Below are 25,567 nucleotides of genomic sequence, written 5' to 3' on the forward strand. Positions count from 1 at the left end.
AAGGGAACCCTGTGACCGACACCTCCGACGCCCGCCCCCCGCACTCCGACGACAAAACCAGCAGCCGCAGCGAGTCCGAAAACCCGGTCATCGACTCCCCGGAACCGAAAACCCATGCGCCGCTGACCAACAAGGACTGGTGGCCCGAGCAGGTCGACGTCTCGGTGCTGCACAAGCAGAACGAGAAGTCCAACCCGCTCGGTGTCGACTTCGACTATGCGACCGAGTTCGCCAAGCTCGACGTCGAGGCGTTCAAGCGCGATGTCATCGATCTGATCAACACGTCGCAGGACTGGTGGCCCGCCGACTACGGCAGCTACGCCGGTCTGTTCATCCGGATGAGCTGGCACGCCGCGGGCACCTACCGCATCTTCGACGGACGCGGGGGCGCCGGTCAGGGCAGCCAGCGCTTCGCGCCGCTGAACAGCTGGCCCGACAACGCCAACCTCGACAAGGCCCGCCGGCTGCTGTGGCCGATCAAGCAGAAGTACGGAAACAAGATCTCCTGGGCCGATCTGATCGCCTACGCCGGAAACGCCGCGCTGGAGTCGGCGGGCTTCCAGACCTTCGGTTTCGCGTTCGGCCGTGAGGACATCTGGGAGCCCGAGGAGATGCTGTGGGGCCAGGAGGACACCTGGCTGGGCACCGACAAGCGTTACGGCGGAACCAACGACAGCGACAAGCGCGAGTTGGCCGAACCTTTCGGCGCCACCACCATGGGCCTGATCTATGTCAATCCCGAAGGCCCGGAGGGGAAGCCGGATCCGCTGGCGGCCGCACACGACATCCGCGAGACGTTCGGACGGATGGCGATGAACGACGAGGAGACCGCCGCGCTGATCGTCGGCGGCCACACCCTGGGCAAGACCCACGGCGCCGCCGATGTGAACGTCGGCCCCGAACCCGAGGGCGCCCCGATCGAGCAGCAGGGTCTGGGCTGGAAGTGCCCGTTCGGCACCGGCAACGCCAATGACACCGTCACCAGCGGTCTCGAGGTGGTGTGGACCACCACACCGACCAAGTGGAGCAACGCCTACCTGGAGCTGCTCTACGGCTACGAATGGGAGCTGACCAAGAGCCCGGCCGGCGCCTGGCAATTCGAGGCCAAGGACGCCGAGGCGATCATCCCGGATCCGTTCGGTGGCCCGCCGCGCAAACCCACCATGCTGGTCACCGACGTGTCGATGCGCGTGGACCCCATCTACGGCCCGATCACCCGTCGCTGGCTCGACCACCCCGAGGAGATGAACGAGGCCTTCGCCAAGGCCTGGTACAAGCTCATGCACCGCGACATGGGACCGGTCAGCCGGTATTTGGGACCGTGGGTGGCCGAGGCGCAGCTGTGGCAGGATCCGGTGCCTGCGGTCGACCACGCACTCATCGACGAATCCGATGTCGCGGCACTGAAAACCGCTGTGCTGCAGTCGGGCCTGTCGGTGCCGCAGCTGGTCAAGACGGCGTGGGCCTCGGCATCGAGCTTCCGCGGGACCGACAAGCGCGGTGGCGCCAACGGCGCGCGGCTGCGCCTGGAACCGCAACGCAGCTGGGAGGCCAACGAGCCGACCGAACTGGCCAAGGTGCTTCCGGCGCTGGAGAAGATCCAGCAGGACTTCAACGCCTCGGCGACCGGGGGCAAGAAGGTGTCCCTGGCCGATGTCATCGTGCTGGCCGGTTCGGCGGCGATCGAAAAGGCGGCCAAAGACGGCGGATACGAGATCTCGGTGCATTTCGCGCCCGGCCGCACCGACGCCTCCCAGGAGCAGACCGACGTGGAGTCGTTCGCCGTGCTTGAGACGCGCGCCGACGGTTTCCGCAACTACGCCAGGCCGGGGGAGAAGACGCCGCTGGAGCAGCTGCTGATCGACAAGGCGTACTTCCTCGACCTGACGGCACCGGAGCTGACCGCGCTGATCGGCGGTCTGCGCACGCTGAACGCCAACCACGGCGGCAGCAAGCACGGTGTGTTCACCGACCAGCCCGGTGTGCTGAGCAATGACTTCTTCGTCAACCTGCTCGACATGCGCACCGAGTGGAAGCCCTCGGAGCTGACCGAGAACGTCTACGAGGGCAAGGACCGGGCCACCGGCGCGCCGAAGTGGACCGCCACGGCCGCCGACCTGGTCTTCGGTTCGAACTCGGTGCTGCGCGCGGTGGCCGAGGTGTACGCCCAGGAGGACAACAAGGCCAAGTTCGTCGAGGACTTCGTCGCCGCCTGGGTCAAGGTGATGAACAACGACCGGTTCGATCTGAAGTAGACCGCCCGGTCAGAGCCGGTTCTCGGATCCGAGCACCGCCCACACCGTCTTCCCGTTCGCCGTCGGCGTCGAGCCCCACGACCGGCTCAACGCCGCCACGATGGCCAGCCCGGAGACGGTGTGGGCGCCGGACCTGGGATCCTCGTGTCGGGCAGCGGGTTCGGCGCGTCCGTCGCTGACCGCTACCGTGATGCGGCCGTCGTAGGCTTCCAGTACCAGCGTCGGACGGCTGCGGGTGTGCTGCAGGACGTTCTCGACGAACACCGTGGCTACGGTGGCCGCGGTATTGATCAGATCCGGGTGCTCCCACCGGATCAGCCACTGCGCCAACAGTTCGCGGGTCCGCCCCAAGCTGGTCCGGTCGGCCGCCAGCTGAGCGGTTGCGCGCCTGCGCAGGCGGTGCGGCGCGGACACCGCCGTCGCGGCGGCGGCAGTGTCGGGATGAACCGGCACCCACCGGGTGGCACCGGAGCGCCGGATCGCCTCCCGGCCGGCCCGGTGGTCGCACACCAGCACGACGGGCACGTCCGGCCAGGTGCTGACGTGCCAGCGGGCGCTGGTGAACGCGGTCCAGGCGCTGTCCGACGGGGCGCGCAGGCCGCTGACGTCGACGATGACGATCGGCGGTTCCGCCAGGGCGGCTTTGATGACGCTGTCGCGCACCTCACGGTAGGTCGAGCTGTCCAACGTTCCCGAGATGGTCAGCGTCGTAGCCCCGCCCGGCTCCGTGGTCGCCGAGACGTCAACGGCGCTGCGCTGAGTCATCCGCGTCGAGGGCCTTGTCCTGCACCGGGTCGATGGCCGCATCCATCCGGTGTCGCAGCACCTCCAGTGCATTACCGGTCTCGACCGCCAATGTGGTGTAGCGGTCGCGCACCGCGGCGGAAACCGCCTTGTCGGCGAGCTGATGTGCCAGGCGGGCTTTCTCTGCAAGGCTGCGGACCGCGACCATCAGCGCGCTCTGCAGTTCGCGGTCACGGGCCGCGAGCAGCGCGTCGGCGCTCCACGCGTGCCCGATGTGGCACCGGTAGTAACCGTCGTCGACAGTTTGCAGCGACCCGTTGCAGTCCGGGCAGGTGAAACCCGACGGCGAGCCCATCTCCGCGACGTCGACACCGGCAGCGGCCGGCTCGGTCATCGCGATATGGTTCTCCAACTCCAGGTAGGCATCGGGTAGCCGACCGTCCGGCTCGGTCACGCTGCGACGGCTGAGCTCGGTCAGAACGGCCCCGATCTCGGCTGCGCGGGCCGTCCGATCGACCACGCCGGCATTCAGCGCATTCGTCGGCATATCCGGGAACAGCGCTTCCTCCGGCGACTGGCACAGTGTCGTGCCGCCCCGGGCGCGGACGGCGGCCAGGCCCAGCACTCCGTCGTCGAGCACTCCCGACATCAGCACGCCGACCGCCCGGGACCCGAAGGTCACGGCCACCGACCGGAACAGCGCGTTGAGCGCCGGCCGGTGCCCGTTCTCACTCGGCCCCTTCGAGAGCACGATCCGGTGATCCCGCGTGAGCAGGTGACGTCCCGGAACGGCGACATAGATGCGACCGGCCTGCAACGGCATACCGTCCTCGGCGGCCACCGCGGGCAACGGCCCGGCACGGTCGATGATCTGGGCCAGCACGCTGGGCCCGTGCGCGGGTAGGTGCAGGGTCATCAGCACTGCGAACGGCAGGTCGGCGGGCAGTCCGGAGGCCGCCTTCGACAACGCTTCGACACCGCCGGCGGACCCACCCATCGCGACGACCCCACGCAGCGGCTCGTCCACCGCAGCACTACTCACGTGCCCAGTGTTACCCGGCCCGCACCGCGATAACCGGTTCGACAGTGATGTCCGACAGACGAACGCCTCGGGACACGAGGCGAAGACTCTACCGCCTGCCGGTTTGTTTCGTCGTGGGCGGGCCCTTCTATGTCACGAAGGCGTCAGGAAGCGGCGACGAGAGGACCTTATGAAGGTTGCGATGGTGGGTGATCTGTCCGGCGGGGGGTACGAAGTCGACCGGCTGGCCGAGGCGCTGGCGCGCCGTGACCACGAGGTTCGGGTGTTCACCGTGTGCGACCCCGAATCGTCCGACCCCGAATCCTCCCGTGGGTCGGGCGCCGGATCCGACTCCGTCGCCGTGGACCGGCTACCGATCGACACCACGGGGCTGAAACGCACCGAGGATCTGGTGCCGCTGATCGGAGAGATCGGCGCCCACCTGCTCGACTCCTGGCGATCCGACCCGCCGCAGATCGTGCACTGTCACGGATGGGTGCACGGGATGGCCGCCCAGCTGGCCGCCAAGCACTGCCCGGTCCCCACGGTGCAGACCTTCCCCGGTCTGCATACGACCGCCCGCCGCCACCGCGGCGACGACCAGGAACCCGACACCAGAACCAAGCTCGAATCGCTGCTGGCCCGCAACGCGTCGGCGGTCACGGTGACCTGCACCGACGACATGCCCGACGTCATCCGGCTGGGATGCCCGCGGGCCAGGGTGTCGGTGTTGGCGCCCGGCGTCGAGGTGGATGAGGTCAGTGCCGAGGAGATCGTCTCCCGCGACGACGGACCGTACCGGCGCATCGTCGCCGTCGCCCGTGACTTCTCGCCCGAGCAGGGTCTCGAACAGGTGCTGGGCGCCCTACCGTCGCTGGGCGCGGCTCAACTCGTGTTGATCGCCACCGACGGTGACCACGGACAGCATGGCGATCGACTGCAGGCCACGATCCGCACCCAGCGGCTCGGCAGCCGGGTGCGCCTGGTGGCCGGCCCCGCCGATGACGACCTGTGCGCGCTGTTCCGCTCCGCCGACGTGGTGGTCGCCCCCGCCAGATACGAACCGTCCAGTGCGACGGTGCTGCAGGCGATGGCCTGCGGAGCCCCGATCGTCGCCACCGCGGCGGGCGGCTTCCGCGACGCCGTGATCGACGACGTGACCGGGATGCTGGTGCCGCCCGGCAGGGCCGACGCCCTCGCGCGAGCGCTGCGCTCGATCCTCAGTCAGATGGTGCTGCGTCAGGGGATGGGGCTGGCCGGCCGGTCCAGGGCCCGGTCGCGGTACAGCTGGGACCGCATCGCCACCGACACCGAGGTGGTGTACGCCCTGGCTGCCGGCCGGGAACTCACCTCCGTCGGCTGACCGACCCCCGGTGCCGCGTCGGACGACTCCCGGCTCGGCCCGAGTAAGTTCAGGAGCGTCCGAGCAGCACGGCGAACGGATCGCGGTTTGAACACACAGCCCGACGACGAGGCGACGGAGACCTTCGAGGCGCTGTTGCGGTACATCCGCGACGCGCGAGGGTTCGATTTCACCGGATACAAGCGCACCTCGTTGATGCGCCGGGTCCGCCACCGGATGGACCAGGCCGGTTACCCGACTTTCGAGGAGTATCTCGACGCGCTGCAGGCCAGCGCCGACGAGTTCGCCGCGCTGTTCAACACCATCCTGATCAACGTCACCAGCTTCTTCCGCGATCCGGCCGCCTGGGACTACCTGCGCGACGAGGTGGTGCCGGCAATGCTGGCCGAGCGCGGCCCCACCCACCCGATCCGGGTGTGGAGCGCCGGTTGCGCGTCCGGCCAGGAGTCCTACACGCTGGCGATGATCCTCGCCGAGGCCATGGGCGCGGACGACTATCGGCAGCGGGTCAAGATCTACGCCACCGACGTCGACGAAGAGGCCCTCGGCGAGGCCCGCACCGCGTCCTATGACGCCAAATCCGTCGAGGCGGTCCCGGAGATTCTGCTCGATCGGTATTTCGAGTCGGTCAACGGTCGCTACGTCTTCCGCAAGGATCTGCGGCGGACGGTGATCTTCGGGCGTAACGACCTGGTCAAGGACGCGCCGATCTCCCGTGTCGATCTGCTGGTATGTCGCAACACCCTGATGTACCTGAACGCCGAAACGCAGCGCAACGTGCTGGGCCGGCTGCACTTCGCGCTGGCGCCGCGGGGTGTGCTGTTCCTCGGTCATGCCGAAATGCTGCTGAGCCACACCGACCGCTTCACCCCGCTGAACCTCAAGCACCGGTTCTTCCGCAAGGTCGCCACCCAGGGCGACCCCAGCGAACGTCATCCGGCCGCGATGCTGCTCGAGCGCGACGGCGACACCTCCGGCCTGGCCACGATCCGCGATCTCGCGTTCCGGGCCAGCCCGGTCGCCCAGATCGTCGTCACCGGTGAGGACACCGTCGCGATGATCAACCAGCAGGCCGAAGCGACGTTCGGCCTCTCGGCCCGCGACATCGGTCGTCTGCTGCGCGATCTCGACGTGTCCTACCGGCCGGTGGAGCTGCGCGCCTACCTCGAGCAGGCGAAGGTGGAGCGCCGTCCGGCACGCATCCAGGACGTCCAGTGGTCCCGCCCCGGCCTCGACACGGTGTGGTTCGAGATCCACGTGAACCCGTTGGTGGACAACGACAACGGCCTGCTCGGCATCTCGGTGGTGTTCTTCGACGTGACCTCCACCCGGGCGCTGCTGGACAAGGTCGTGCAGACCAACCGTCAGCTCGAAACCGCCTACGAGGAACTGCAGTCGACCAACGAAGAACTCGAGACCACCAACGAGGAACTCCAGTCCACGGTCGAAGAGCCGACCAACCAGGAACTGCAGTCGACCAACGAAGAACTCGAGACGATGAACGAGGAGTTGCAGTCGACCAACGACGAACTGCACACCATCAACGACACGCTGCGCGAGCGCAGCATCGAGCTCGATGAAGCCAGGACCTTCATCGAATCGCTGGTAGCTTCCATCGGGCTGGGCCTGGTGGTGGTGGACCGGCAGACCCGGGTGCTGGTGTGGAACCGCGGTTGCGAAGAGCTGTGGGGACTGCGCTCGGAAGAAGCCGTTGGTAAGCCGTTGTCCGCCTTGGACATCGGCTTCCCGACCGATGAGGTCAAGCCGCTCATCGGACGGGTGTTCGTCGACGCAGACCTCAGCGATCAGGCTGTGGTCGACGCGGTGAACCGGCGAGGTCGGGCAGCGCGGGTGCGGGTGCTGTGCACGGCGTTCCGCTCCTCCGACGAAACGGTCAACGGTGCGCTGCTGTTGATGGAAGTTCTGCCCTGACCGCACGGGCCTGACACCGCCGGGGACGGCGGCGCCCACCGGCACATCATCCACGAAACGAAGGGTCTGCACCTTTTGCCTTCGCGCCGTGGCACCCGCGGGCGCGCGGGTACCCGGTCGGCATGCGATCGTCCCGCGAACCCGACCACGCGTGGGTACACGCGGCATTCGTCAGATTGCACGCCCTGCCCCAGGATTCGGAGGAACGCGCCCGGTTGCGCGCCGACATCGTCGGGGAGTGCCTGCCCTTGGCGGATCGCATCGCACGCCGCTACGACCGCAGGGGCGAGAACCACGACGACCTGGTCCAGGTGGCGCGGGTGGGACTGATGAACGCGGTGAACCGGTTCGATCCGACCGCCGGAACCGGTTTCCTGTCGTTCGCCGTACCCACCATGCTGGGCGAGGTCAAGCGGTACTTCCGGGACTGCAGTTGGTCGGTCAATGTGCCGCGCCGCCTCAAGGATCTCTATCCGGCGCTGGGGCCCGCGACCGGGGAGCTGACCCAGCGGCTGGGCCGATCACCGACCCCGGCGGAACTGGCCGACACCCTCGGGGTGGAACGAATGGATGTGGTGGAGGCGCTCACCGCCGCCGCCGGTCTCAAAGCACGATCGATCGACGCCGCAGCCACCCGGGAGGAGGACAGCCCCGCTCTCGTCGACCGGATGGGGTGCCCGGACCCCGGCATCGGGTCGATCGACGATCGGGACGCGCTGCGCGCCCAACTGGAACGGCTGCCGCGGCGCGAGTACCGGATCGTGGTCATGCGGTTCTTCGAATGCCTGACCCAGAGCGAGATCGCCGAGCGGATGGGTATCTCGCAGATGCATGTGTCCCGATTGCTGGCCCAGTCGCTGAGCAGGCTCCGCGACGCGATGACCGACGCGGACGAATCCGCGATCGCCTGAGTGCGGCGTTCACCGTTTCAGTGTCTCGTGCGGACTCTCCCCGTAGGCGTCGCGGTACATCACAGCGAAGCGTCCGGTGTGGGCGAAACCCCACCGGTTCGCGGTCGCCGACACTGTGGTCGTCGACCGGTCCGCCACCAGCAGTTCCTGACGCGCCTTACTCAACCGGACCCGACGCAGGTGAGCGGTGGGTGTGGTGTCCAGATAGCGGCGGAACAGATACTGGACGGTCCGCGGCGTCGCGAACGCCTCCGCCGCCAGCTCGACAACCGAGATCCGGCGGGCGGCATTGGCGTCGATATAGGTCAGCGCCGCACGCAACGCCCCCGGGAACTCGTCCGAATACAGTCGCCCGTCGTCCCCGGCCAAGTCGGCGTTGAAGCCGGCGCGCGCGGCGGTGCGCAGCACGTCCGACAGCGCGTCCGCCATGGTTTCGGCTGCCGCACGGTCGTCGGAGTTCACGACGTCGGTGACGTAGGAGAGCGTGTGCTTGAGCAGATCGGCGGCGGCCCGGGTGCGCGGCGCCAGCCAGCTCGACGGCGCGTGCGCGCGCAGCCCTGCGTTGATGAGATGGACCACGGTTACCCGGGTCTCCATCAGTTCTACCGAGCGGGCACACCGCCCCGCCCTGAGTAGTCGCACCTCACCGCGCCCTGCGTCACCGCACTCCTCCTGCGACCGGTACGCCACGGTGCCCGCGTGTACCCAGAACAACACGTCATGACGGAGCTCCTGCACCGCCAGCGCCGCCACCCCGGAATACACGATCTGGTCGATCTGGAAGCCTGCCGAGGCATGCCGGACGTGGTGGTACCGGAAAGGACGGTCGGTCTCGGCGCACTCGATACGCACGTCTCGACCGAACAGCACACACAGCCCGTCACGGGTGCGGTCGGCACGGTCGGCAGAGAACTCAGAGCGTGCCAGCGGCAGCGACTCGTCGGAGGCGGTCGACGAATCGGCTGGTGGGTGGAAGGAAGTCCGGCCGGCCGTTGCGAGGACAGTCGTCAACCCACCAGCGCCTTCCGTCCGAAGCGATCACCCAGTGCCTCGGGATGATGGCACACCGGAAGCATGGTGCGCAGTGCGATAAACGAAACGCCCAGAACCGGCAACATCCGATTTACGAACTACGGATTCATGTGCGTCGCGCCCGCCGCGGCACCGGGGACTTCGCCGGCACCGGCGCGACGGCCGAGGACATCACCGAGTCGGCGCGCTCCCAAACCCGGTGCAACCCGAGCGCTGCCACCAGTTGCGCCCCGAACCCGGTGGAGACGTCGTCGGCGGTCACCACACCGGGATCCTCCAGCCCGATGTCGAGACGCTGCAGCGCGGTGCGGGCATCGCCCCACGCCGCAATCGGTTTGCAGTGCCGCAGCATCTCGTGCACCAGGATCACGGCTTTGATGTCGGTACGGGCCAGCGCACCGCCGGCGACCACGACGGCGTCGAACTCGATCGAGCGGGCGGTGTCGAAGGTGCGGTCGACGGTCAGGGTACGACGGCCCGACTTCAGCCTTCCGCCGGCCGGCGCAACGATCGCCGGGATGACACCGGCCTTGTCCAGCGCCTTGGTCAGCTTGGCCACCCCGGCCAGATCGGACTCGCTGTCGGCGATGATCGCCACCTTGCGCCCCTTCACCGGCCCCGGCTCGGTCACCACCTGCGACAACGCCGGCGACAGCGTGACCTCGCCCGGCGGGTTGCCTTTGGGAGTCGGCAGTCCGAGTCCCCGCGCCACCTGCTCGCACAGATCGGCGTCGACGTTGGCCAGCACGCCGAGTTGACGTTCCTTGATGGTCTGCTCGAAGCACTTGCCGAGTTCGAACGTGAACGCCTCCACGATGTGCGCCTGCTCGACCGGGGTCAGCGACCGGTAGAACATCGCCGCCTGGGTGAAATGGTCGTCGAACGACGCCGGTGCGACCCGCCCGACCCGGCCCTCCACCGGCCGTGCGGTCTGCACGTATCCGCCCTCGTCCACACCGGCAGGCACCGGTTCGCCGCCGTCGATGCTGTTCGGTCGGTACGGCGCCTGCCCGGTGTGCACGGCCGTCTGGTGCATGCCGTCGCGCAGCATGTCGTTGACCGGGCAGCGCGGCCGGTTGATGGGCAACTGGGTGAAGTTCGGGCCGCCGAGTCGGGTCAACTGCGTGTCGAGATAGGAGAACAGCCTGGCCTGCATCAGCGGGTCGTTGGTGACCTCGATACCGGGTACGAGATTGCCGGTGTGGAACGCAACCTGCTCGGTCTCGGCGAAATAGTTGGTGGGATTGCGGTTGAGGGTCAGCTTGCCGATCAGCTGCACCGGGACGAGTTCCTCGGGCACGATCTTGGTGGGGTCGAGCAGATCGATGCCTTCGTAGCTCTCGGTGCCGTCGTCGGGCATCACCTGCACACCCAACTCGTACTCCAGCGGAGCGCCGGCCTCGATGCCGTCGGCCATGTCGCGGCGGTGGAAGTCGGGATCGAAGCCGGCCGCCAACTGGGCTTCCTCCCAGACCAATGAGTGCACCCCGGCCACCGGCTTCCAGTGGAACTTCACCAGACTGGTCTCACCCTTGGCGTTGACCAGCCGGAAGGTGTGGACACCGAAGCCCTCCATGGTCCGATAGGAGCGCGGAATGCCGCGGTCGCTCATGTTCCAGAACACGTGGTGGGTCGCCTCGGTGTGCAACGACACGAAATCCCAGAACGTGTCGTGGGCCGACTGGGCCTGCGGGATCTCGCGGTCCGGATGCGGCTTGCCGGCATGGATGACATCGGGAAACTTGATGCCGTCCTGGATGAAGAAAACCGGGATATTGTTGCCGACCAGGTCGAAGGTGCCTTCTTCGGTGTAGAACTTGACGGCGAAACCCCGGGTATCGCGCACCGTGTCAGCCGAGCCCCGCGACCCGAGCACGGTGGAGAACCGGCAGAACACGTCGGTCTGCGTGCCTTTGGACGACAGGAACGCGGCTCTGGTGATGGAGGCGGCGTTGCCGTACGCCTCGAAAACGCCATGCGCCGCAGCGCCTCTGGCGTGCACCACCCGCTCCGGGATGCGCTCGTGGTCGAAATGGGTGATCTTCTCCCGCAGATGGAAGTCCTCCATCAGCGTCGGCCCTCGACTGCCCGCCTTCAGGGAGTGATCGGTGTCCGGGATCCGGACCCCCTGCGCGGTGGTCAGGAAGCGGCCGGACTGCGCCCTCGGATCCGCTTGATCGTCAGCATTTTTCGGTGCACCGGTCGGACTGACCTGAGCGGGTGCGGACTGATCTCGCTTGCGCGCAGCGGGCATTGGAGCCTCCGTGGTGTGTCGGTATGGCAGAGCCCTAGCGCTGTACCCGGTCCACTCCGGGCCAAACTCCGTCGCCGTGACGCATACCGGCGGCTCTCCGTCGGGCTGTCATGGAAACCGAGTAGGGTTCCGCGCGTGATCAAGTCTGTAACCTCCCGTCTCGCTGCGGAACTGGCTGTCGCGGAGGCCCAGGTAGCCGCGGCCGTGCGCCTGCTCGACGAGGGCGCCACGGTGCCGTTCATCGCCCGCTACCGTAAAGAGGTCACCGGCAGCCTCGACGACGGCCAATTACGAGTCCTCGAAGAACGGCTGGCTTACCTGCGTGAACTCGACGCCCGGCGCGACGCCGTGCTGGAGTCGATCAAGGAGCAGGGCAAACTCACCGACGATCTGACCGCGGCTCTGATGGCGGCCGACACCAAGGCCCGGGTCGAGGACATCTACCTGCCCTACAAACCCAAGCGTCGCACCAAGGCGCAGATCGCCCGGGAGGCTGGGCTCGAGCCGCTGGCCCAACGGCTGCTCACCGACCCCACCCAGGTGCCCGACGAGGTCGCAGCGGAGTTCCGTAACGAGGATGTGACCGATACCGCCGCCGCCCTCGACGGCGCCCGGCACATCCTCGTCGAGCAGGCCGCTGAGGACGCCGAATTGGTGGGTGCCCTGCGGGAGCGTTTCTGGGAACACGGGACACTGCGCACCCGGCCCGCCTCGGACGCGGCGGCCGCCGGGGAGAAAGCGCAGAAGTTCCGGGACTATTTCGACTACTCCGATCAACTCTCGACGATGCCGTCGCACCGGGTGCTGGCGGTGCTGCGCGGGGAGAAGGAGCAGGCCCTGGCGCTGACTGTGGACGGCGGCGAGGACGACGCGTATCTGGCGATGATCGCCGCCGCGTTGCGTATCGACCTCACCGCAGCCGCGGCGGCCACCCCGTGGCTGGCGGCCACCGTCGGTTTCGCCTGGCGGACCAGGTTGTCGGTGTCGGCCTCGGTGGACGCCCGGGTGCGGTTGCGACTACGTGCCGAGCAGGACGCCGTCACGGTGTTCGCCAAGAACCTCAAGGACCTGCTGTTGGCCGCCCCGGCGGGCAACCGGACCACGATGGGATTGGATCCCGGTTTCCGGACCGGGGTCAAGGTCGCCGTCGTCGACGGCACCGGCAAGGTTGTCGACACCTGCGCGATCTACCCGCACCCGCCGCAGAAGCAGTGGGACGGCGCCAAAGCCACCCTGGCCGCGCTGGTGGCCCGTCACCGGGTGGAGTTGATCGCGATCGGCAACGGCACGGCGTCTCGCGAAACCGATGCTCTGGCAACAGAACTGATCGCCGACATGCGTGCCGCCGGAGCCGCGGCGCCGGCGCGCGCCATGGTCAGCGAAGCGGGCGCATCGGTGTATTCGGCCTCGGCCTACGCCGCGCACGAGCTGCCCGATCTCGATGTCACGCTGCGCGGCGCCGTCTCCATCGCCCGGCGGCTGCAGGACCCGCTCGCCGAGCTCGTCAAGATCGAACCGAAGTCGATCGGGGTGGGGCAGTACCAGCATGACGTCACCCCCGGCATCCTGGCCAAGAGTCTGGGCGCGGTCGTCGAGGACGCGGTGAACGCCGTCGGCGTCGACCTCAACACCGCATCGGTTCCGCTGCTGGCGCGGGTCTCGGGCATCTCCGAATCCCTGGCCGAGGCGATCGTCGCGCACCGCGACAAGACCGGCCGATTCCAAAACCGCCGCGCGCTGCTGGAGGTTTCCCGGCTGGGCCCGAAGGCTTTCGAACAGTGCGCGGGCTTCCTGCGGATCCGCGACGGCGAGGATCCGCTGGATGCCTCCGGCGTGCATCCGGAGTCCTATCCGGTGGTGCGACGCATCCTGGACCGGGCCGGGGTGAGCCTGGCCGAGATCATCGGCAACGAGCGCACCCTGCGCACGCTGCGCCCGGCCGACTTCGCCGACGAGCGCTTCGGCGTGCCGACGGTGACCGACATCCTCGGCGAGCTGGAGAAACCCGGCCGCGACCCGCGCCCGGCCTTCACCACCGCGACGTTCGCCGCGGGTGTGGAGAAGGTCGCCGATCTGAAGGTCGGGATGATCCTGGAGGGCGTGGTGACCAATGTGGCGGCCTTCGGCGCGTTCGTCGACGTCGGCGTCCACCAGGACGGGCTGGTGCATGTCTCGGCGATGGCCGACCGGTTCGTCTCCGACCCGCACGAGGTGGTCCGGTCCGGCCAGGTGGTGCGGGTCAAGGTCGTCGACGTCGACGTCGACCGGCAGCGCATCGGGCTGAGCCTGCGACTCACCGACGACCCCAAACCCGCACGCGGGCCCCGCCGGACCGACCGGTCGGAGGCTGCGAAGCACAAACCCCAGCGCCGCAACGGCTCCGGTGGACGCGAGCAGAACCGTCCGGCCGGCTCGATGGCCCAGGCGCTGCGGGACGCGGGCTTCGGGAAGTGAGCGTGACGCGGCGGTGCGCATCGACAGTCGTGGCCGCCGCGGTGGTCGCGATGCCGGTGTCCGGTTGCACCCGCACCGTCGACAACCCAGCTGTCCGGCCGGAGGCGCTGGCCGCCCCCATCACCACCCTGCAGGTCGTCGACCTGCTGAGCCCGCAGGTGGTCGGGGAGGACGGGAATCTGTTCGTCACGGCCGAGCCGGACCGCTGTGCCGGCCTGGCGCGGGAGGTGGACCCACCGTTCCTCACCGACCGACACCCGCTCGCCACCGACGGTGGTCACTGGACGACCGAGGACGGACGGTTCTACGTCGAGGAGATGGTGGCGGTCTACCGGGCCGAGTTCGAGCCCGCCGCCGCACTGGACACGGTCCGTCGGGCCATCGAGGACTGTCGCGGTGACACCGTGACAGTCACCACCATGCGGGACCGCACCTACGCATTCCAGGTGCTTCCCGCCGCAGCGACCGCCCCCGACGGCGCCGTGCTGTGGTCGCTGCGCGCCGTCGACTGGAACTGCGACAACCTGTTCGTGGCCGCCCACAACGCAGCGGTCGAGATCACCACGTGCGGCGAGATGCCCGGCTATGACGTGTCGGCGTTGGCCGAGGACGCGTTGCAGCGGATCGAGCTGCTGGCCAACACCACGGCGTGACTCAGCCGGGCAGCTGAGGCAGCGAGGTGTCCTTGAGGTCCACCCCGGAGCGGCCCAGTCGGCGGGCCCCGGTGACCAGTGCATCGGCGATGCGGGCGGCACGCTGATAGGGCAATCCGTGCGGAGGATGGATGTTGGAGATGCAGTTGCGGTCGGCGTCGGTGCGGCCCGGCCGGGGCAGGTGGGTCAGGTAGATGCCGAGACTGTCGGCGACCGACAGACCGGGCCGTTCGCCGATGATCATCAGCACGGTGCTGACACCCAGGGCCGCCCCGATGTGGTCGCCGAGTGCGACGCGCGCCTGGGTCGCGATCACCGGCGGCGCCAGCCGATAGCGCCCGCCGAACTCATCGACGAGCGCGGCGAGCAGACCGGCGCCGTGCTCGGCCAGCGCTCGCGGAGACAGGCCGTCGGCCAACACGATCCCGATGTCGGCCCCCGACTCCGGCAGCGCGGACAGATCCGCGGGCTGCCGACCCAGGTCGGGGCGGCGCAGATACTCGGCCCGGTCCGCGGCTCGGCTGCGCACCCGCAGGGGAACTCCGAGTCCCAGCGACTCCAGACGGGCGGCCAGTTCGTCGCCGTCCAAGGGCACGTGGACGGCGTCGCGGGCCGCCGAATGCGCCGCCTTGAACTCAAGCACACGTTGGGACGGAAGGGCATTGCCGGCGCGGCCCAACCCGATACGGGCCCGGGTGATGCGGCGCAGCGGCGCCCACACGTCGTCGGCCGCGACATCTTTCGGAGTGCTCACTCCCCGGCCGCCAGCCCAAGCAGGGGAGAGCGGGCAGGATCAACCGGGAGCACACGACCGTCACCGTCAGCCATGCCCAGACCCGCCAGCCACGCCTCGAACTCGGGGGCCGGCCGCAGGTTCAGCGCCTGACGCACATACAGCGCGTCGTGAAACGCCAGGCTCTGATAGCCGAGCATCACGTCGTCGGCCCCGGGCACCGTGATCACGAACGCGGCGCCGGCGACTCCCAGCAGCGTCAACAGGGTGTCCATGTCGTCCTGATCGGCTTCGGCGTGATTGGTGTAGCAGACATCGACCCCCATCGGCAGGCCGAGGAGCTTGCCGCAGAAGTGGTCCTCCAGCCCGGCCCGCACGATCTGCTTGCCGTCATAGAGGTACTCCGGTCCGATGAAGCCCACCACGGTGTTCACCAGCAACGGGTCCAGCGCGCGGGCTACCGCGTAGGCCCTGGTCTCGAGGGTCTGCTGGTCCACCGGTCGGCCGCCGGTGCCCAGGTGCGCCCCGGCCGACAACGCCGAACCCTGGCCGGTCTCCAGATACATCACGTTGTCGCCGACGGTGCCGCGACCGAGGGCCCGGCCCGCCTCGTTGGCCTCGCGCAGCATCGGCAGCGTGATACCGAAGCTCGCGTTGGCGCCCTGGGTACCCGCGATCGACTGGAAGACGAGGTCGACAGGCGCCCCGCGGCCGATCAGTTCCATCGTGGTGGTGACGTGGGTGAGCACACACGACTGCATCGGGATGTCGAAGCGCCGGCGGATGTCGTCGAGCAGATGGAGCAGATCACCGGTGTGGCCCGGCGAGTCGGTCGCCGGGTTGATGCCGATGACGGCGTCGCCGCAACCCATCAGCAGGCCGTCCAGGGTGGCCGCGGCGATACCCCGTGGATCATCGGTGGGATGGTTGGGCTGCAACCGCGTCGCCAGCGTCCCCGGCACCCCGATCGACGTCCGGAACCCCGCCCGCACCACGGTGGCCGCCGCCACCGCGATGAGGTCCTGATTCCGCATGATCTTCGACACCGCCGCGACCATCTCCGGCGTCAGACCGGGGGAGACGGCGGCGATCCGCTCGGCGCTGCGGGGGCTGGATGCGGTGTCGAGCAACCAGTCCCGGAAACCACCGACCGTCAGATGGGAGATCGCGGTGAACGCGCCGCGGTCATGGCTGTCGATGATCAACCGCGTCACATCGTCGGTCTCGTACGGCACCACCTGCTCGTCGAGGAACGTCGACAACGGTAGATCAGCGAGAAGCCATGCCGCCGCGGCCCTTTCGGCGTCCGACTGGGCAGCGCAACCGGCCAGCTCGTCACCGGACCGCGCCGGGGTGGCCTTGGCCATCAGGTCGACGAGTCCGTCGAACTGATAGGTGCGGCCGGAGATCTGCTGGCAGTAGGTCACTTCAACCCGTCCTCGGCGGCGGCCAGGGCGGCGAACTCCTCGTCGGGAGAATTGGCCACCAGCTTGTGCCGGCTGTAGAGCCCGAAGTAGGCCATGAACGCCGCGAACACCACCAGGCACCCGAACGCTGCGACATGGTCGACCAGGAACGTCGCGATGACCGCAACCACCGCGATGACCAGGGCGAAGCCGGTGGTCACCACACCGCCCGGGGTGCGGTAGGGGCGGTGCATCTGAGGGGCACGCACGCGCAGCACGATGTGGCTGGTCATCATCAGCACATAGCTCACCGCGGCGCCGAACACGGCCATGTTCAGCAGCAGGTCGCCCTGGCCGGTCAGCGACAACGCAAACCCGATGATGCCGGGCACCACCAGCGCCAGCGTCGGCGTCTTGCGGGAGTTGGTGACCGACAGGATGGTCGGCAGGTAGCCGGCCCGCGACAGCGCGAACAGCTGCCGCGAGTAGGCGTAGATGATCGAGAAGAAGCTCGCGATCAGACCGGCCAGCCCGATGTAGTTGACGACCTTGGCCATCGTGCCGTCACCGAGCGCCTGGACCAGTGGGTTGCCCGATTCGGAGATGGCGTCCGCGCCACCGGCGCCGGTGGTCAGCACCAGCACCGTCACGCAGGTGACCAGCAGGACCGACATCGCGGCGATGATGCCCCGCGGCACGTTGCGCTCCGGTGCGGCGGCCTCCTCGGCGGCCAGCGGGACACCCTCGATGGCAAGGAAGAACCAGATCGCGAACGGGATGGCCGCCCAGATGCCCAGCAGACCGAAAGGCAGCAGCGGCGACGCCCCGGCGGCGTCGGTGACCGGGATGTCGGTCAGATTGGCGCTGTCGAACCGGGGGATCGCCGCGATGGCGAACACCACCAGGCCCACCAGCGCGATCCCGGTGATCACGAACATCACCTTGAGCGCCTCTCCGACGCCGGCCAGATGGATGCCGATGAACACCGAGTAGGCGGCCAGGTAGATCCACCAGCCGTCGGTGATACCGAACAGGTTGAGCGACTCCACGTAGGCGCCGATGAACGTCGCGACCGCGGCGGGTGCGATCGAGTACTCGATCAGGATCGCGGTGCCGGTGGCGAACCCGCCCCACGGCCCGAGCGCGCGGCGGGCGAAGGTGTACCCGCCACCGGCGGCCGGCAGCGCCGACGACATCTCGGCCATGCCCAGCACCATCGCCAGATACATGGCGGCGATGATGACCGCGGCGATGGCCAGACCGCCGAAGCCGCCCTGGCCCAATCCGAAGTTCCAGCCCGAGTAGTCACCCGAGATGACGTAGCCGACGCCGAGGCTGGCGAGCAGGATCCAGCCGGCGGTGCCGCGCTTGAGCTGACGCTTTTGCAGGTAGGCCTCCGACTCGCGGTGCTCCTCGACACCGCGCCCGGTGTGGATGGGCTGACTGTCGCTACTCATGGCATGGGACTCCAATCGCTCGTGTGACCTAGCACACTACCTCCCACTTGGTTGCGACGACGTTGCATTTACGTGTTGAAACCTGTTGGCCTACAGATGATTTCGAGGAAACTGCGGGTACGCGGAATGGGCGGGGCGACGACGGCGTCGCTTCCCGCTTGCCGCGCGAACCGGGCGTCGCGGCGTTACGCTCCTGCCGGTCCGCCCGATGCCCCGGCGCATGCCCTAAAGGTCTGGCAGCCGACCTTTGGGGAGCTTATGGGGTGGGGTTGGCGGTGTCCAGTCCGAAAACGGGTGCGCGCCGAGTTGTAACAGCGATTCGACCGCACCCGATAGACCGCACACACCGGTGAACGAGGAAGGGAACGCCCGTGGGCATGGTTCTGGGGCTGTCACTGACCGCACAGTCCGTCGTCTGGGTGTTGGTCGACGACACCGACGGAACCATCACCGACCACGATGTGCTCGAGTTCCGAGCCGACGCCGAGATCGCCGGAGCCGCTGCGCGCGGCGCCCGCTCCATCGCCACCGCCGGCGGCCACGACGTCCAACGCATCCGGCTCACATGGAGTGACTGCGCAGGCCACGACGGATGCCGACTGGCCAACCGTCTGGAAGAACTGAACATCGCCCGGGTCGAGGTGGTGCCGATGGCCCGCGCGATGACTGTCATGGTCGATCCCGACACCGCACCCGGACTCGCGCTGGCATACGGCGCGGCCATCGCCGGCGACGAACCGGATCGGCCCGCCGTGCTCCCCGTTTCGCGCGGACGCGGCCGGCGACGCCTCGCGTGGGCCGTTCTCGGTGCTGCCGCCGCCGCGTTCCTGGCGGGTCTGTTACTCACCTCCGGTGCGATGCCCCACGTCGAGCAGACCGCCACCGCGATCGACCAGCCGGTCCGGTCCGGACCGGAATGGGTGGCAGTCCGTGCACCCTCGGAGGGCACCGCCGGGGTGGTTCGCAAGGTCGTCGAGCCGACTGTCGCCGACCGGCCCGGAACGTGGCAGCCCGTGCCCGCCCAAACCCAGCAGATCGCGCCGGCGCTCCCCGTTGCGGCCGAGGTGCCGCACCTGACGGGAGAGTGGCCCGGGCCGGCGGTCCCGGTGACCCCCGTGCTCGTCGCCCCGGCGCCTGTCACCACCGGCACCCCCACTGCGGTGCCGGTCGCCGGCCCTGCCACTGCGGTGCCGGTCGCCGGCCCTGCCGCTGCGGCGCCGGTCGCCGGCCCTGCCGCTGCGGTGCCGGTCGCCGGCCCTGCTACTGCGGCGCCCGTCATCGGCCCCGCCGGCCCGGAGATGACAGATCCGGCGAATCTGTTCAGTGCGCTGCCCTGAGCAGCTAACGTCGACGCCGTGACCGCGGTGACACAAGGTGCCCATGCCGGAGCGCCGGTGCTGGAACGGGCCCGCGGTATGCGGGATCTGGTGCGCGATCAGGCCGCCGAATCCGAACGGGACCGGACGATGACCCCCGCGATCGTCGAGGCGATGTGGTCGAGCGGCCTGATGTCGGCGTTCAACCCGGTCGCCGCGGGCGGGGTCGAGCCCTCGTTCGCCGAGATGATCGAGACCTGGATCGAAATGGCTTGGCAGGACGGCTCGTTCGGCTGGGTCGGAATCGCCAACCTGCCGTCGGCGTTCGCCGCGGCGACCTACCTCCCGGACAACGGATTCGCCGAGGTGTTCACGGCCAACGACAACCGCGTCACGATGGGCGGCCAGTTCTTTCCCAACGGTCAGGGCATCGGCGTCGACGGCGGCTTCCGGCTGACCGGGGCGTGGAGCTTCGGGTCGGGGACCGGCCACGCCGAATACGTCGCTGCCGGCTTTCTGCCGATGATCGACGGCGAAATGCAGTGGGTTGCCGAAGGTGTGCCCGACATGCGCGTCGCCGTCGTGCCCCGTGCAGACGTCCACTTCAAGGACGGCTGGCATGTGCAGGGACTGCGCGGCACCGGCTCCTATGATTACGCCATCGACGACGTCAACGTCCCGCACGAACGGACGTTCGCGTTGTTCACCCGGGAGCCGCAGCGAGGGAGTTCGCCGGCCACCCGGATGGGCATGATGCCGGTGACCGCGGCGGGCCATGCCGCCTGGGCGCTCGGAGTCGCCAAGAGCATGCTCGACGACGTGACGGAGTTGGCTGCGACGAAGTTCCGGATGAGCGATATGGCCGCACTGGCCGGCCGGCCCACGTTCCAGAAGGGACTCGCCCAGCACGTCGCGGCCTGGCGGGCCGCGCGGCTGCTGGTTCACGATGCGTTCGGTACCGCCGAAGCCGCTGTCGCCGCCGGCGAGGAACTGACACCGACGCTGCGCGCCGACATGAGAGTGGCGGCGGTGTTCGCCACCGATACCGCGCGGACCTGCGCCGAGTGGGCCCACCTGGTCGCGGGTACGAGTTCCATCCGGGAGGGCAGCCGTCTGGAGCGGGCGTTCCGCGACGTCTACACCGGAACCCAGCACGCGTTCATCAGCGAGAAGGTCGCCATCGACGCGGCGCAGGTGTGGCTGGGTATCGTCGAGGACCAGTTCGGGCTCTGACCACGCGACGGGCGCATGTCGGCCGACCGTCGTCGAGCCGGCTGCCGCGGCGTCCGCACGCCTGTTCACGTGACCGAGATCGCTGCCCCTGGTGGCCCGTCCCACGGGCTCGTTATATATGCTAAGTACCCGCCCGTTCCGATCGCGGAAGTGAAGTGATGACCTTGAGCAAGACCACGCTGTCGGCCGCCGTGGTCGCCGGCGGGCTGACCGCGGCGCTGCTGGGCGGGAGCCTGGCGGGCACCGGCCCGGCGATCGCGCAACCGGCCCCGCCTCCGGCACCGTCGGTCGGCGAACCCCCGCCGGCCTGGGCGCCGCCGAAGCCGGCCGAAACCTGGATCGGGCAGCCCGTCGTGTGGAACTCCGGCTGGGGTGGACGTTGGGGTGTCTGGATCAACGGCGGATGGATCTCGTTGACGTCCAACCCCGTCACCGGTGGCGGCTGAACCAGCATGGCCATCAGATAGGCGAGGCCAGACGGCTGCGTAGCTGCGCTATATAGTCGTGTCGGAGCCGCAGTCGTGTGGGAACCCAAGCCCCAATCGAACGAGGAAAACAGGAGTAACGATGACCGGACTGAAAAGTCGCGTCGCGCGGGCGGGTCTGGGGTTTCTCGGCGCCGTCGCAGTCTGCCTGGGCACAGCCGGCCCGGCATCGGCCGATTCCACCGAGGACTATCCGATTCCGCGCCGGATCATCCACACCACCTGCGACGTCGAGCAGTACATGGCCGCAGCACGCGACACCAGCCCGGTGTACTTCGAGCGCTACATGATCGACCGGAGCAACCGGCCGGCCGATGTGCAGCAGGCCGCGTTCGACCGCATCCACTGGTTCTTCTCGCTCGACCCGGTGGGACGTCGCCAGTACTCCGAAAACACCGCCACCAACGTCTATTACGAGCAGGTGGCGACGCGGTGGGGCAACTGGGCGAAGCTGTTCTTCAACAACAAGGGTGTGGTCGCCCACGCCACCGATGTCTGCATGAACTACCCGCGCGGCGATATGTCCGTGTGGCACTGGCCGGTCTGATACCGGCCCACTCAGATCCCGGGGTGCCCTGATACCGGTCTGCTCAGATCCCGGGGGAGGCCCCAGAATCGACAGGTAGCTATCGCGCCTGGTCGAGGACGGGCAGCTGGTCGGGGCAGTACGTGCGCAGCCCCGCAGCCAGGAACTTCCACGCCTGTTCGGTGGTGGAGTCCTTCGCCAGCTGATTGTGCACGAAGTCCGCCGCCTCGAATGCGGTCGCGTCGACCCCGGTCGCGATGCGTTTGCAGGTGATCTTGCCGATCCAGGCGTTGTAGTCCTTCTGGCCGTAGATGCCGTAGGTGTTCAGCTCGTTGGCGAACGCCGTGTCGGGATCGGCCACCGCCGGTGCGGCCAACATCAACGACGCGGGCGCGGTGAACGCGAGACTCATCGCCACCGTGGCGACACCGAGCAGTGCCCTTTTCATGCCTTCACTCCTTCTGACGGATCGGATTGCAGGCCACCGGGTCTGGGCCAGGGCGAGGGTACAGGTCGGGTCCGCACCCGCTGCGGCCACCAGAACCACGGACCCAACAAAGCGGCGATCGACGGGGTCATGAACGATCTGACCACCAGCGTGTCGAACAGCAGGCCGAGACCGATGGTGGTTCCCACCTGCGCGATGACGGTCAGCTCGCTGATCGCCATCGACATCATGGTAAGCGCGAACACCAGGCCGGCGGCCGTGACCACCGATCCGCTGCCGCCCATGGCGCGGATTATGCCGGTGCCGACCCCGGCGTGGATCTCCTCCTTGAGGCGCGACACCAACAGCAGGTTGTAGTCCGCGCCGACACCCAGCAGCACGATGACCGCCATCGCGAACACCATCCAGTGCAGTTCGATGCCCAGGATGTGCTGCCACAGCAGGATCGAAAGTCCGAACGACGCACCGAGTGACATCGCCACGGTCCCGACGATCACCGCCGCCGCGACGACGGCGCGGGTCAGGATCAGCATGATGATGAAGATCAGGCACAGCGCCGAGATCCCGGCGATCAGCAGGTCGTAGTTGTTGCCGTCCCGCATGTCCTTGAACGTGGCCGCGGTGCCGCCGAGGTAGATCTTGGAGCCCTCCAGCGGGGTTCCCTTGATCGCCTCCTTGGCCGCGGTCTTGATCTTCTCGATCTTGGCCACACCCTCGGGGCTCAGCGGATCGCCCTCATGGGAGATGATGAACCGCACCGCGTGTCCGTCAGGGGACAGGAACTGCTCGAGCCCCCGCTGGAAATCCTTGTTCTCGAAGATCTCCGGTGGCAGATAGAACGAGTCGTCGTTCATCGAGTTGTCGAAGGCCTCGCCCATGGCATCGGCGTCCTCCGACATCGCCGCCATCTGGTCCTGCTGCCCCTTCTGGGACTGATACATCGTCAGCATCATCGTCCGCATGGTCTTCATGGTCTCGATCATCTCGGGCATCAACGCGACCATCTGCGGCATCAACGTGTTCAGGCGACGCATGTCGGGCAGGATCTCGCGGAAATCATCGGTCATCACATTGATGCCGTCGAGGGTGTCGAACACCGACCGCAGGGCCCAGCAGACCGGAATGTTGTAGCAGTGCGGTTCCCAGTAGAAGTAGTTGCGGATGGGCCGGAAGAAATCGTCGAAGTTGGCGATGCTGTCCCGCAGGTCCTCGATGTCGGTCAGCATGTTCTCCATCTTGGAGACCATGTCGTTGGTGATCGACGCCATCTGCGCGGTCAGGTTCGACATCTTTTCCATCGTGGCGATGGTGTCGGCCATCTCGTCGGCCTGAACCAGCATGTCGGCCATGCGGTCCTGCATGTACTTCTCGTTGAGCCGCTGCGTCGTGCCCTGCATGCTCATCTGGAACGGGATCGAGGTGTGCTTGATCGGTTTGCCGTCGGGCCGGGTGATGGCCTGCACGCGGGCGATCCCCTCGACCCGGAAGAGGGCCTTGGCGATCTTGTCGATGACGAGGAAATCTGCCGAGTTCCGTAGGTCGTGGTCGCTTTCGACCATCAACAGCTCCGGATTCATCCGGGCCGGGTCGAAGTGTTCGTCCGCCACGGCGTAGCCCTCGTTGGCCGGCAGGTCCGCCGGCAGATAGGCGCGGTCGTTGTAGTTGGTCCGGTAGCCGGGCAGCGCCAGCAGACCGACCAGCGCCAGCGCCACCGTCGCCACCAGGATCGGTCCCGGCCAGCGCACCACCGCGGCACCGACCTTGCGCCACCCGCGGATGCGCATCGCCCGTTTGGGTTCCAGCAGCTTGCCGAATCGGGTCACCACGCTGATCACCGCGACCATGCCCACGACACCGGCCATCATGACGACGAACATGCCGATCGCCAACGGCACGCCCAGCGTCTGGAAGTACGGCAGCCGGGTGAAGCTCAGACAGAACGTCGCACCGGCAATCGTCAGACCCGACCCCAGCACCACGTGGGCGGTGCCGTGGAACATCGTGTAGAACGCGGACTCTTTGTCCTCACCCATCGTGCGTGCTTCCTGATACCGGCCTATCAGGAAGATCGCGTAGTCCGTCGCGGCGGCAATCGCCAATGTCACCAGCAGGTTGGTGGCGAATGTCGAGAGTCCGATGATCTCGTGATAGCCGAGGAACGCGACGACGCCGCGAGCGGTGGTCAGCGACAGCACCACCATCACCAGCGTGATGAGCACGGTCACGATCGAGCGGTACACCAGCAGCAGCATCACGATGATCACGGCGAAGGTGACCGTCTCGATGGTGCGGACACTGCGGTCGCCGGCGATGTGCTGGTCGGCGGCCAGCGCAGCAGGCCCGGTGACGTAGGCCTTCACCCCCGGCGGGGGTTCCAGGCTCGACACGATGCCCTGCACTGCCTTGACGGACTCGTTGGCCAGCGCCTCACCCTGGTTACCGGCGAGCTTGACCTGGACGTAGGCCGCCAGGCCGTCGTTACTCTGGGAGCCCGACGCCGTGAGCGGGTCGCTCCAGAAGTCCTGGACGGACTGCACGTGCACCGTGTCGGCACGGAGTCGCTCGACCAGCTCGTCGTACCAGGCGTGGGCCTCGTCGCCCAGGGGGGCGTCGCCCTCGAAGACGACCATCACCGAGCTGTCGGAGTCGCCTTCCTCGAACAGCTCGCCGACCTTCTTCATCGAGATCATCGAGGGGGCGTCGTTGGGGCTCATCGACACCGCCCGCATCTCGCCGACCGCCTCGAGCTGGGGGACCGTCAGGTTCAGGATGACGATGAGCGCGACCCAGCCCAGGATGATCGGCAGCGCGAACAACCGGATGACACGCGGGATGAACGGGCGATGCGGCGGGCGGGCGGCGGGAAATTCGTCGGTGCGGGCGTCCGGGGCTGGTGCACTCATGCGGATTTCACAAAGCAGAAGGTCTGGGCGTTCAAGCCGTCGTTGGTCCTCTCGTCCTTCAATTCGTCATCGACAAATATCCGGCAGGTGATGGTCGAGCCGTCTCCCTGGGCGACGATGTTCGGCGCGGCGGAGGGTTCGGTGGTCTCCAACGTGAGCGACCACGGCAGCGCGGCCCCGTCGATGCGCTGCGGCTTGGCATCGAGATCGAGATAGTTCACATCGGCGTACGAACCCGACCCGGTGATCTCGTACCGGACCACCTTGGGGTCGAAGGGCTCGGGCAGGTCGGCGAAGTTGCGCGGCGTCTCAATGATGCCTTCGGAACCGAAGAAGGTTCGGATCCGGGCGACGGTGAGCCCGGCGATCACCACGACGACGACGATGAGCAGCGGCAGCCACACCTTTCTGGCGATGCCGATCACGACAGTCGGCCCCGAC

19 protein-coding genes and 1 pseudogene are annotated in these 25,567 nt (G+C 68.0%); 10 read left to right on the forward strand and 10 right to left on the reverse strand.

Translation table 11 applies throughout. From position 1 onward, the window contains the following. The first annotated feature begins 11 nt into the window (after positions 1-11). Complete coding sequence (gene katG, locus ACNUDN_RS14175) at positions 12-2,255, forward strand: catalase/peroxidase HPI (RefSeq protein WP_419122523.1); 2,244 nt, start codon at positions 12-14, stop codon at positions 2,253-2,255. A gap of 9 nt (positions 2,256-2,264) precedes the next feature. On the opposite strand, the gene ACNUDN_RS14180 is transcribed toward katG, so the two are convergent. Together ACNUDN_RS14180 and ACNUDN_RS14185 are read right to left on the reverse strand one after the other, a co-directional pair. Next, positions 2,265-3,020 (reverse strand): STAS domain-containing protein, encoded by a 756-nt coding sequence (locus ACNUDN_RS14180; protein WP_419122524.1) that lies wholly within the window; start codon positions 3,018-3,020, stop codon positions 2,265-2,267. Beyond that, complete coding sequence (locus tag ACNUDN_RS14185; protein ID WP_431961136.1) at positions 2,998-3,996, reverse strand: chemotaxis protein CheB; 999 nt, start codon at positions 3,994-3,996, stop codon at positions 2,998-3,000. Before ACNUDN_RS14185 ends, ACNUDN_RS14180 begins: the two co-directional genes overlap by 23 nt. A 226-nt stretch (positions 3,997-4,222) precedes the next feature. On the opposite strand from ACNUDN_RS14185, the gene ACNUDN_RS14190 reads away from it, so the two are divergent. From ACNUDN_RS14190 to ACNUDN_RS14200, 3 genes are all read left to right on the forward strand, one after another. Then, positions 4,223-5,383 carry a glycosyltransferase gene (locus ACNUDN_RS14190; protein ID WP_419125169.1) on the forward strand — a complete coding sequence of 387 codons (1,161 nt, stop codon included), beginning with the start codon at positions 4,223-4,225 and terminating at the stop codon, positions 5,381-5,383. An 87-nt stretch (positions 5,384-5,470) separates the two neighbouring features. After that, on the forward strand, positions 5,471-7,315 hold the full coding sequence (locus tag ACNUDN_RS14195; RefSeq protein ID WP_419122525.1) for a CheR family methyltransferase: 1,845 nt from the start codon (positions 5,471-5,473) through the stop codon (positions 7,313-7,315). Between the two features lie 122 nt (positions 7,316-7,437). Next, on the forward strand, positions 7,438-8,226 hold the full coding sequence (locus ACNUDN_RS14200) for a SigB/SigF/SigG family RNA polymerase sigma factor (protein WP_419122526.1): 789 nt from the start codon (positions 7,438-7,440) through the stop codon (positions 8,224-8,226). Positions 8,227-8,235: 9 nt separating this feature from the next. On the opposite strand, the gene ACNUDN_RS14205 is transcribed toward ACNUDN_RS14200, so the two are convergent. Next, positions 8,236-9,237: an AraC family transcriptional regulator gene (locus ACNUDN_RS14205; protein ID WP_419122527.1), complete on the reverse strand. Its 1,002-nt coding sequence runs from the start codon at positions 9,235-9,237 to the stop codon at positions 8,236-8,238. Between the two features lie 127 nt (positions 9,238-9,364). Beyond that, complete coding sequence (locus ACNUDN_RS14210) at positions 9,365-11,512, reverse strand: catalase (protein ID WP_419122528.1); 2,148 nt, start codon at positions 11,510-11,512, stop codon at positions 9,365-9,367. Between the two features lie 135 nt (positions 11,513-11,647). Here ACNUDN_RS14210 and ACNUDN_RS14215 point away from each other — a divergent pair, with 135 nt between their 5' ends. Both ACNUDN_RS14215 and ACNUDN_RS14220 read left to right on the forward strand, forming a co-directional pair. Continuing rightward, a complete protein-coding gene (locus ACNUDN_RS14215; protein ID WP_419122529.1) occupies positions 11,648-13,966 on the forward strand; it encodes a Tex-like N-terminal domain-containing protein in 2,319 nt (772 codons plus the stop codon). Beyond that, positions 13,963-14,619, forward strand: coding sequence for a sensor domain-containing protein (locus ACNUDN_RS14220; protein ID WP_498450155.1), 657 nt, complete (start codon positions 13,963-13,965; stop codon positions 14,617-14,619). Before ACNUDN_RS14215 ends, ACNUDN_RS14220 begins: the two co-directional genes overlap by 4 nt. Position 14,620: 1 nt before the next feature. On the opposite strand, the gene eutC is transcribed toward ACNUDN_RS14220, so the two are convergent. Genes eutC through eat form a run of 3 tightly spaced genes read right to left on the reverse strand, consistent with a single transcriptional unit; the run spans position 14,621 to position 18,215 of the window. Continuing rightward, the gene (gene eutC / locus ACNUDN_RS14225; RefSeq protein ID WP_419122531.1) at positions 14,621-15,373 is read right to left on the reverse strand and encodes an ethanolamine ammonia-lyase subunit EutC; all 753 of its coding nucleotides are present in this window, start codon (positions 15,371-15,373) and stop codon (positions 14,621-14,623) included. Beyond that, entirely contained in the window at positions 15,370-16,779 is a 1,410-nt protein-coding gene (locus tag ACNUDN_RS14230) for an ethanolamine ammonia-lyase subunit EutB (RefSeq protein ID WP_419122532.1), read from the reverse strand. Before ACNUDN_RS14230 ends, eutC begins: the two co-directional genes overlap by 4 nt. Further along, positions 16,776-18,215, reverse strand: a complete 1,440-nt coding sequence (gene eat, locus ACNUDN_RS14235; RefSeq protein WP_419122533.1) for an ethanolamine permease — start codon at positions 18,213-18,215, stop codon at positions 16,776-16,778. The genes ACNUDN_RS14230 and eat overlap by 4 nt, the downstream gene beginning before the upstream one ends. Positions 18,216-18,592: 377 nt before the next feature. Between eat and ACNUDN_RS14240 the strand changes: the two genes are divergently transcribed. The 4 genes from ACNUDN_RS14240 (at position 18,593) to ACNUDN_RS14255 (ending at position 21,796) form a co-directional block, all read left to right on the forward strand. Next, positions 18,593-19,552 (forward strand): DUF7159 family protein, encoded by a 960-nt coding sequence (locus ACNUDN_RS14240; protein ID WP_498450173.1) that lies wholly within the window; start codon positions 18,593-18,595, stop codon positions 19,550-19,552. Between the two features lie 78 nt (positions 19,553-19,630). Further along, positions 19,631-20,764, forward strand: coding sequence for an acyl-CoA dehydrogenase family protein (locus ACNUDN_RS14245; protein WP_419125170.1), 1,134 nt, complete (start codon positions 19,631-19,633; stop codon positions 20,762-20,764). A gap of 158 nt (positions 20,765-20,922) precedes the next feature. Then, positions 20,923-21,210, forward strand: coding sequence for a hypothetical protein (locus tag ACNUDN_RS14250; protein WP_419122535.1), 288 nt, complete (start codon positions 20,923-20,925; stop codon positions 21,208-21,210). Between the two features lie 121 nt (positions 21,211-21,331). Continuing rightward, positions 21,332-21,796 carry a DUF5078 domain-containing protein gene (locus ACNUDN_RS14255; protein ID WP_419122536.1) on the forward strand — a complete coding sequence of 155 codons (465 nt, stop codon included), beginning with the start codon at positions 21,332-21,334 and terminating at the stop codon, positions 21,794-21,796. A gap of 79 nt (positions 21,797-21,875) precedes the next feature. Here ACNUDN_RS14255 and ACNUDN_RS14260 read toward each other — a convergent pair whose 3' ends face one another. The 3 genes and pseudogenes from ACNUDN_RS14260 to ACNUDN_RS14270 form a co-directional block, all read right to left on the reverse strand. Continuing rightward, positions 21,876-22,223: a DUF732 domain-containing protein gene (locus tag ACNUDN_RS14260; protein ID WP_419122537.1), complete on the reverse strand. Its 348-nt coding sequence runs from the start codon at positions 22,221-22,223 to the stop codon at positions 21,876-21,878. Continuing rightward, positions 22,220-25,122, reverse strand: a pseudogene (locus ACNUDN_RS14265) (MMPL/RND family transporter). The gene ACNUDN_RS14260 and the pseudogene ACNUDN_RS14265 overlap by 4 nt, the downstream one beginning before the upstream one ends. Then, positions 25,123-25,551 (reverse strand): MmpS family transport accessory protein, encoded by a 429-nt coding sequence (locus tag ACNUDN_RS14270; protein ID WP_419122538.1) that lies wholly within the window; start codon positions 25,549-25,551, stop codon positions 25,123-25,125. It abuts the pseudogene before it with no gap. Between the last annotated feature and the right edge of the window lie 16 nt (positions 25,552-25,567).

The organism is Mycobacterium sp. smrl_JER01 (assembly GCF_048513595.2).
Lineage (GTDB): Bacteria > Actinomycetota > Actinomycetes > Mycobacteriales > Mycobacteriaceae > Mycobacterium.

Bases quoted from the DNA above. Each gene is read 5' to 3' on its own strand.
- ACNUDN_RS14185 (WP_431961136.1), bottom strand. From the start codon at position 3,996: ATGGGTGGGTCCGCCGGCGGTGTCGAAGCGTTGTCGAAGGCGGCCTCC.
- ACNUDN_RS14245 (WP_419125170.1), top strand. From the start codon at position 19,631: ATGCGGGATCTGGTGCGCGATCAGGCCGCCGAATCCGAACGGGACCGG.
- eat (WP_419122533.1), bottom strand. From the start codon at position 18,215: ATGAGTAGCGACAGTCAGCCCATCCACACCGGGCGCGGTGTCGAGGAG.
- ACNUDN_RS14250 (WP_419122535.1), top strand. From the start codon at position 20,923: ATGACCTTGAGCAAGACCACGCTGTCGGCCGCCGTGGTCGCCGGCGGG.
- ACNUDN_RS14200 (WP_419122526.1), top strand. From the start codon at position 7,438: ATGCGATCGTCCCGCGAACCCGACCACGCGTGGGTACACGCGGCATTC.
- ACNUDN_RS14190 (WP_419125169.1), top strand. From the start codon at position 4,223: ATGGTGGGTGATCTGTCCGGCGGGGGGTACGAAGTCGACCGGCTGGCC.
- ACNUDN_RS14255 (WP_419122536.1), top strand. From the start codon at position 21,332: ATGACCGGACTGAAAAGTCGCGTCGCGCGGGCGGGTCTGGGGTTTCTC.
- ACNUDN_RS14240 (WP_498450173.1), top strand. From the start codon at position 18,593: ATGGTTCTGGGGCTGTCACTGACCGCACAGTCCGTCGTCTGGGTGTTG.
- ACNUDN_RS14260 (WP_419122537.1), bottom strand. From the start codon at position 22,223: ATGAAAAGGGCACTGCTCGGTGTCGCCACGGTGGCGATGAGTCTCGCG.
- ACNUDN_RS14210 (WP_419122528.1), bottom strand. From the start codon at position 11,512: ATGCCCGCTGCGCGCAAGCGAGATCAGTCCGCACCCGCTCAGGTCAGT.
- ACNUDN_RS14180 (WP_419122524.1), bottom strand. From the start codon at position 3,020: ATGACTCAGCGCAGCGCCGTTGACGTCTCGGCGACCACGGAGCCGGGC.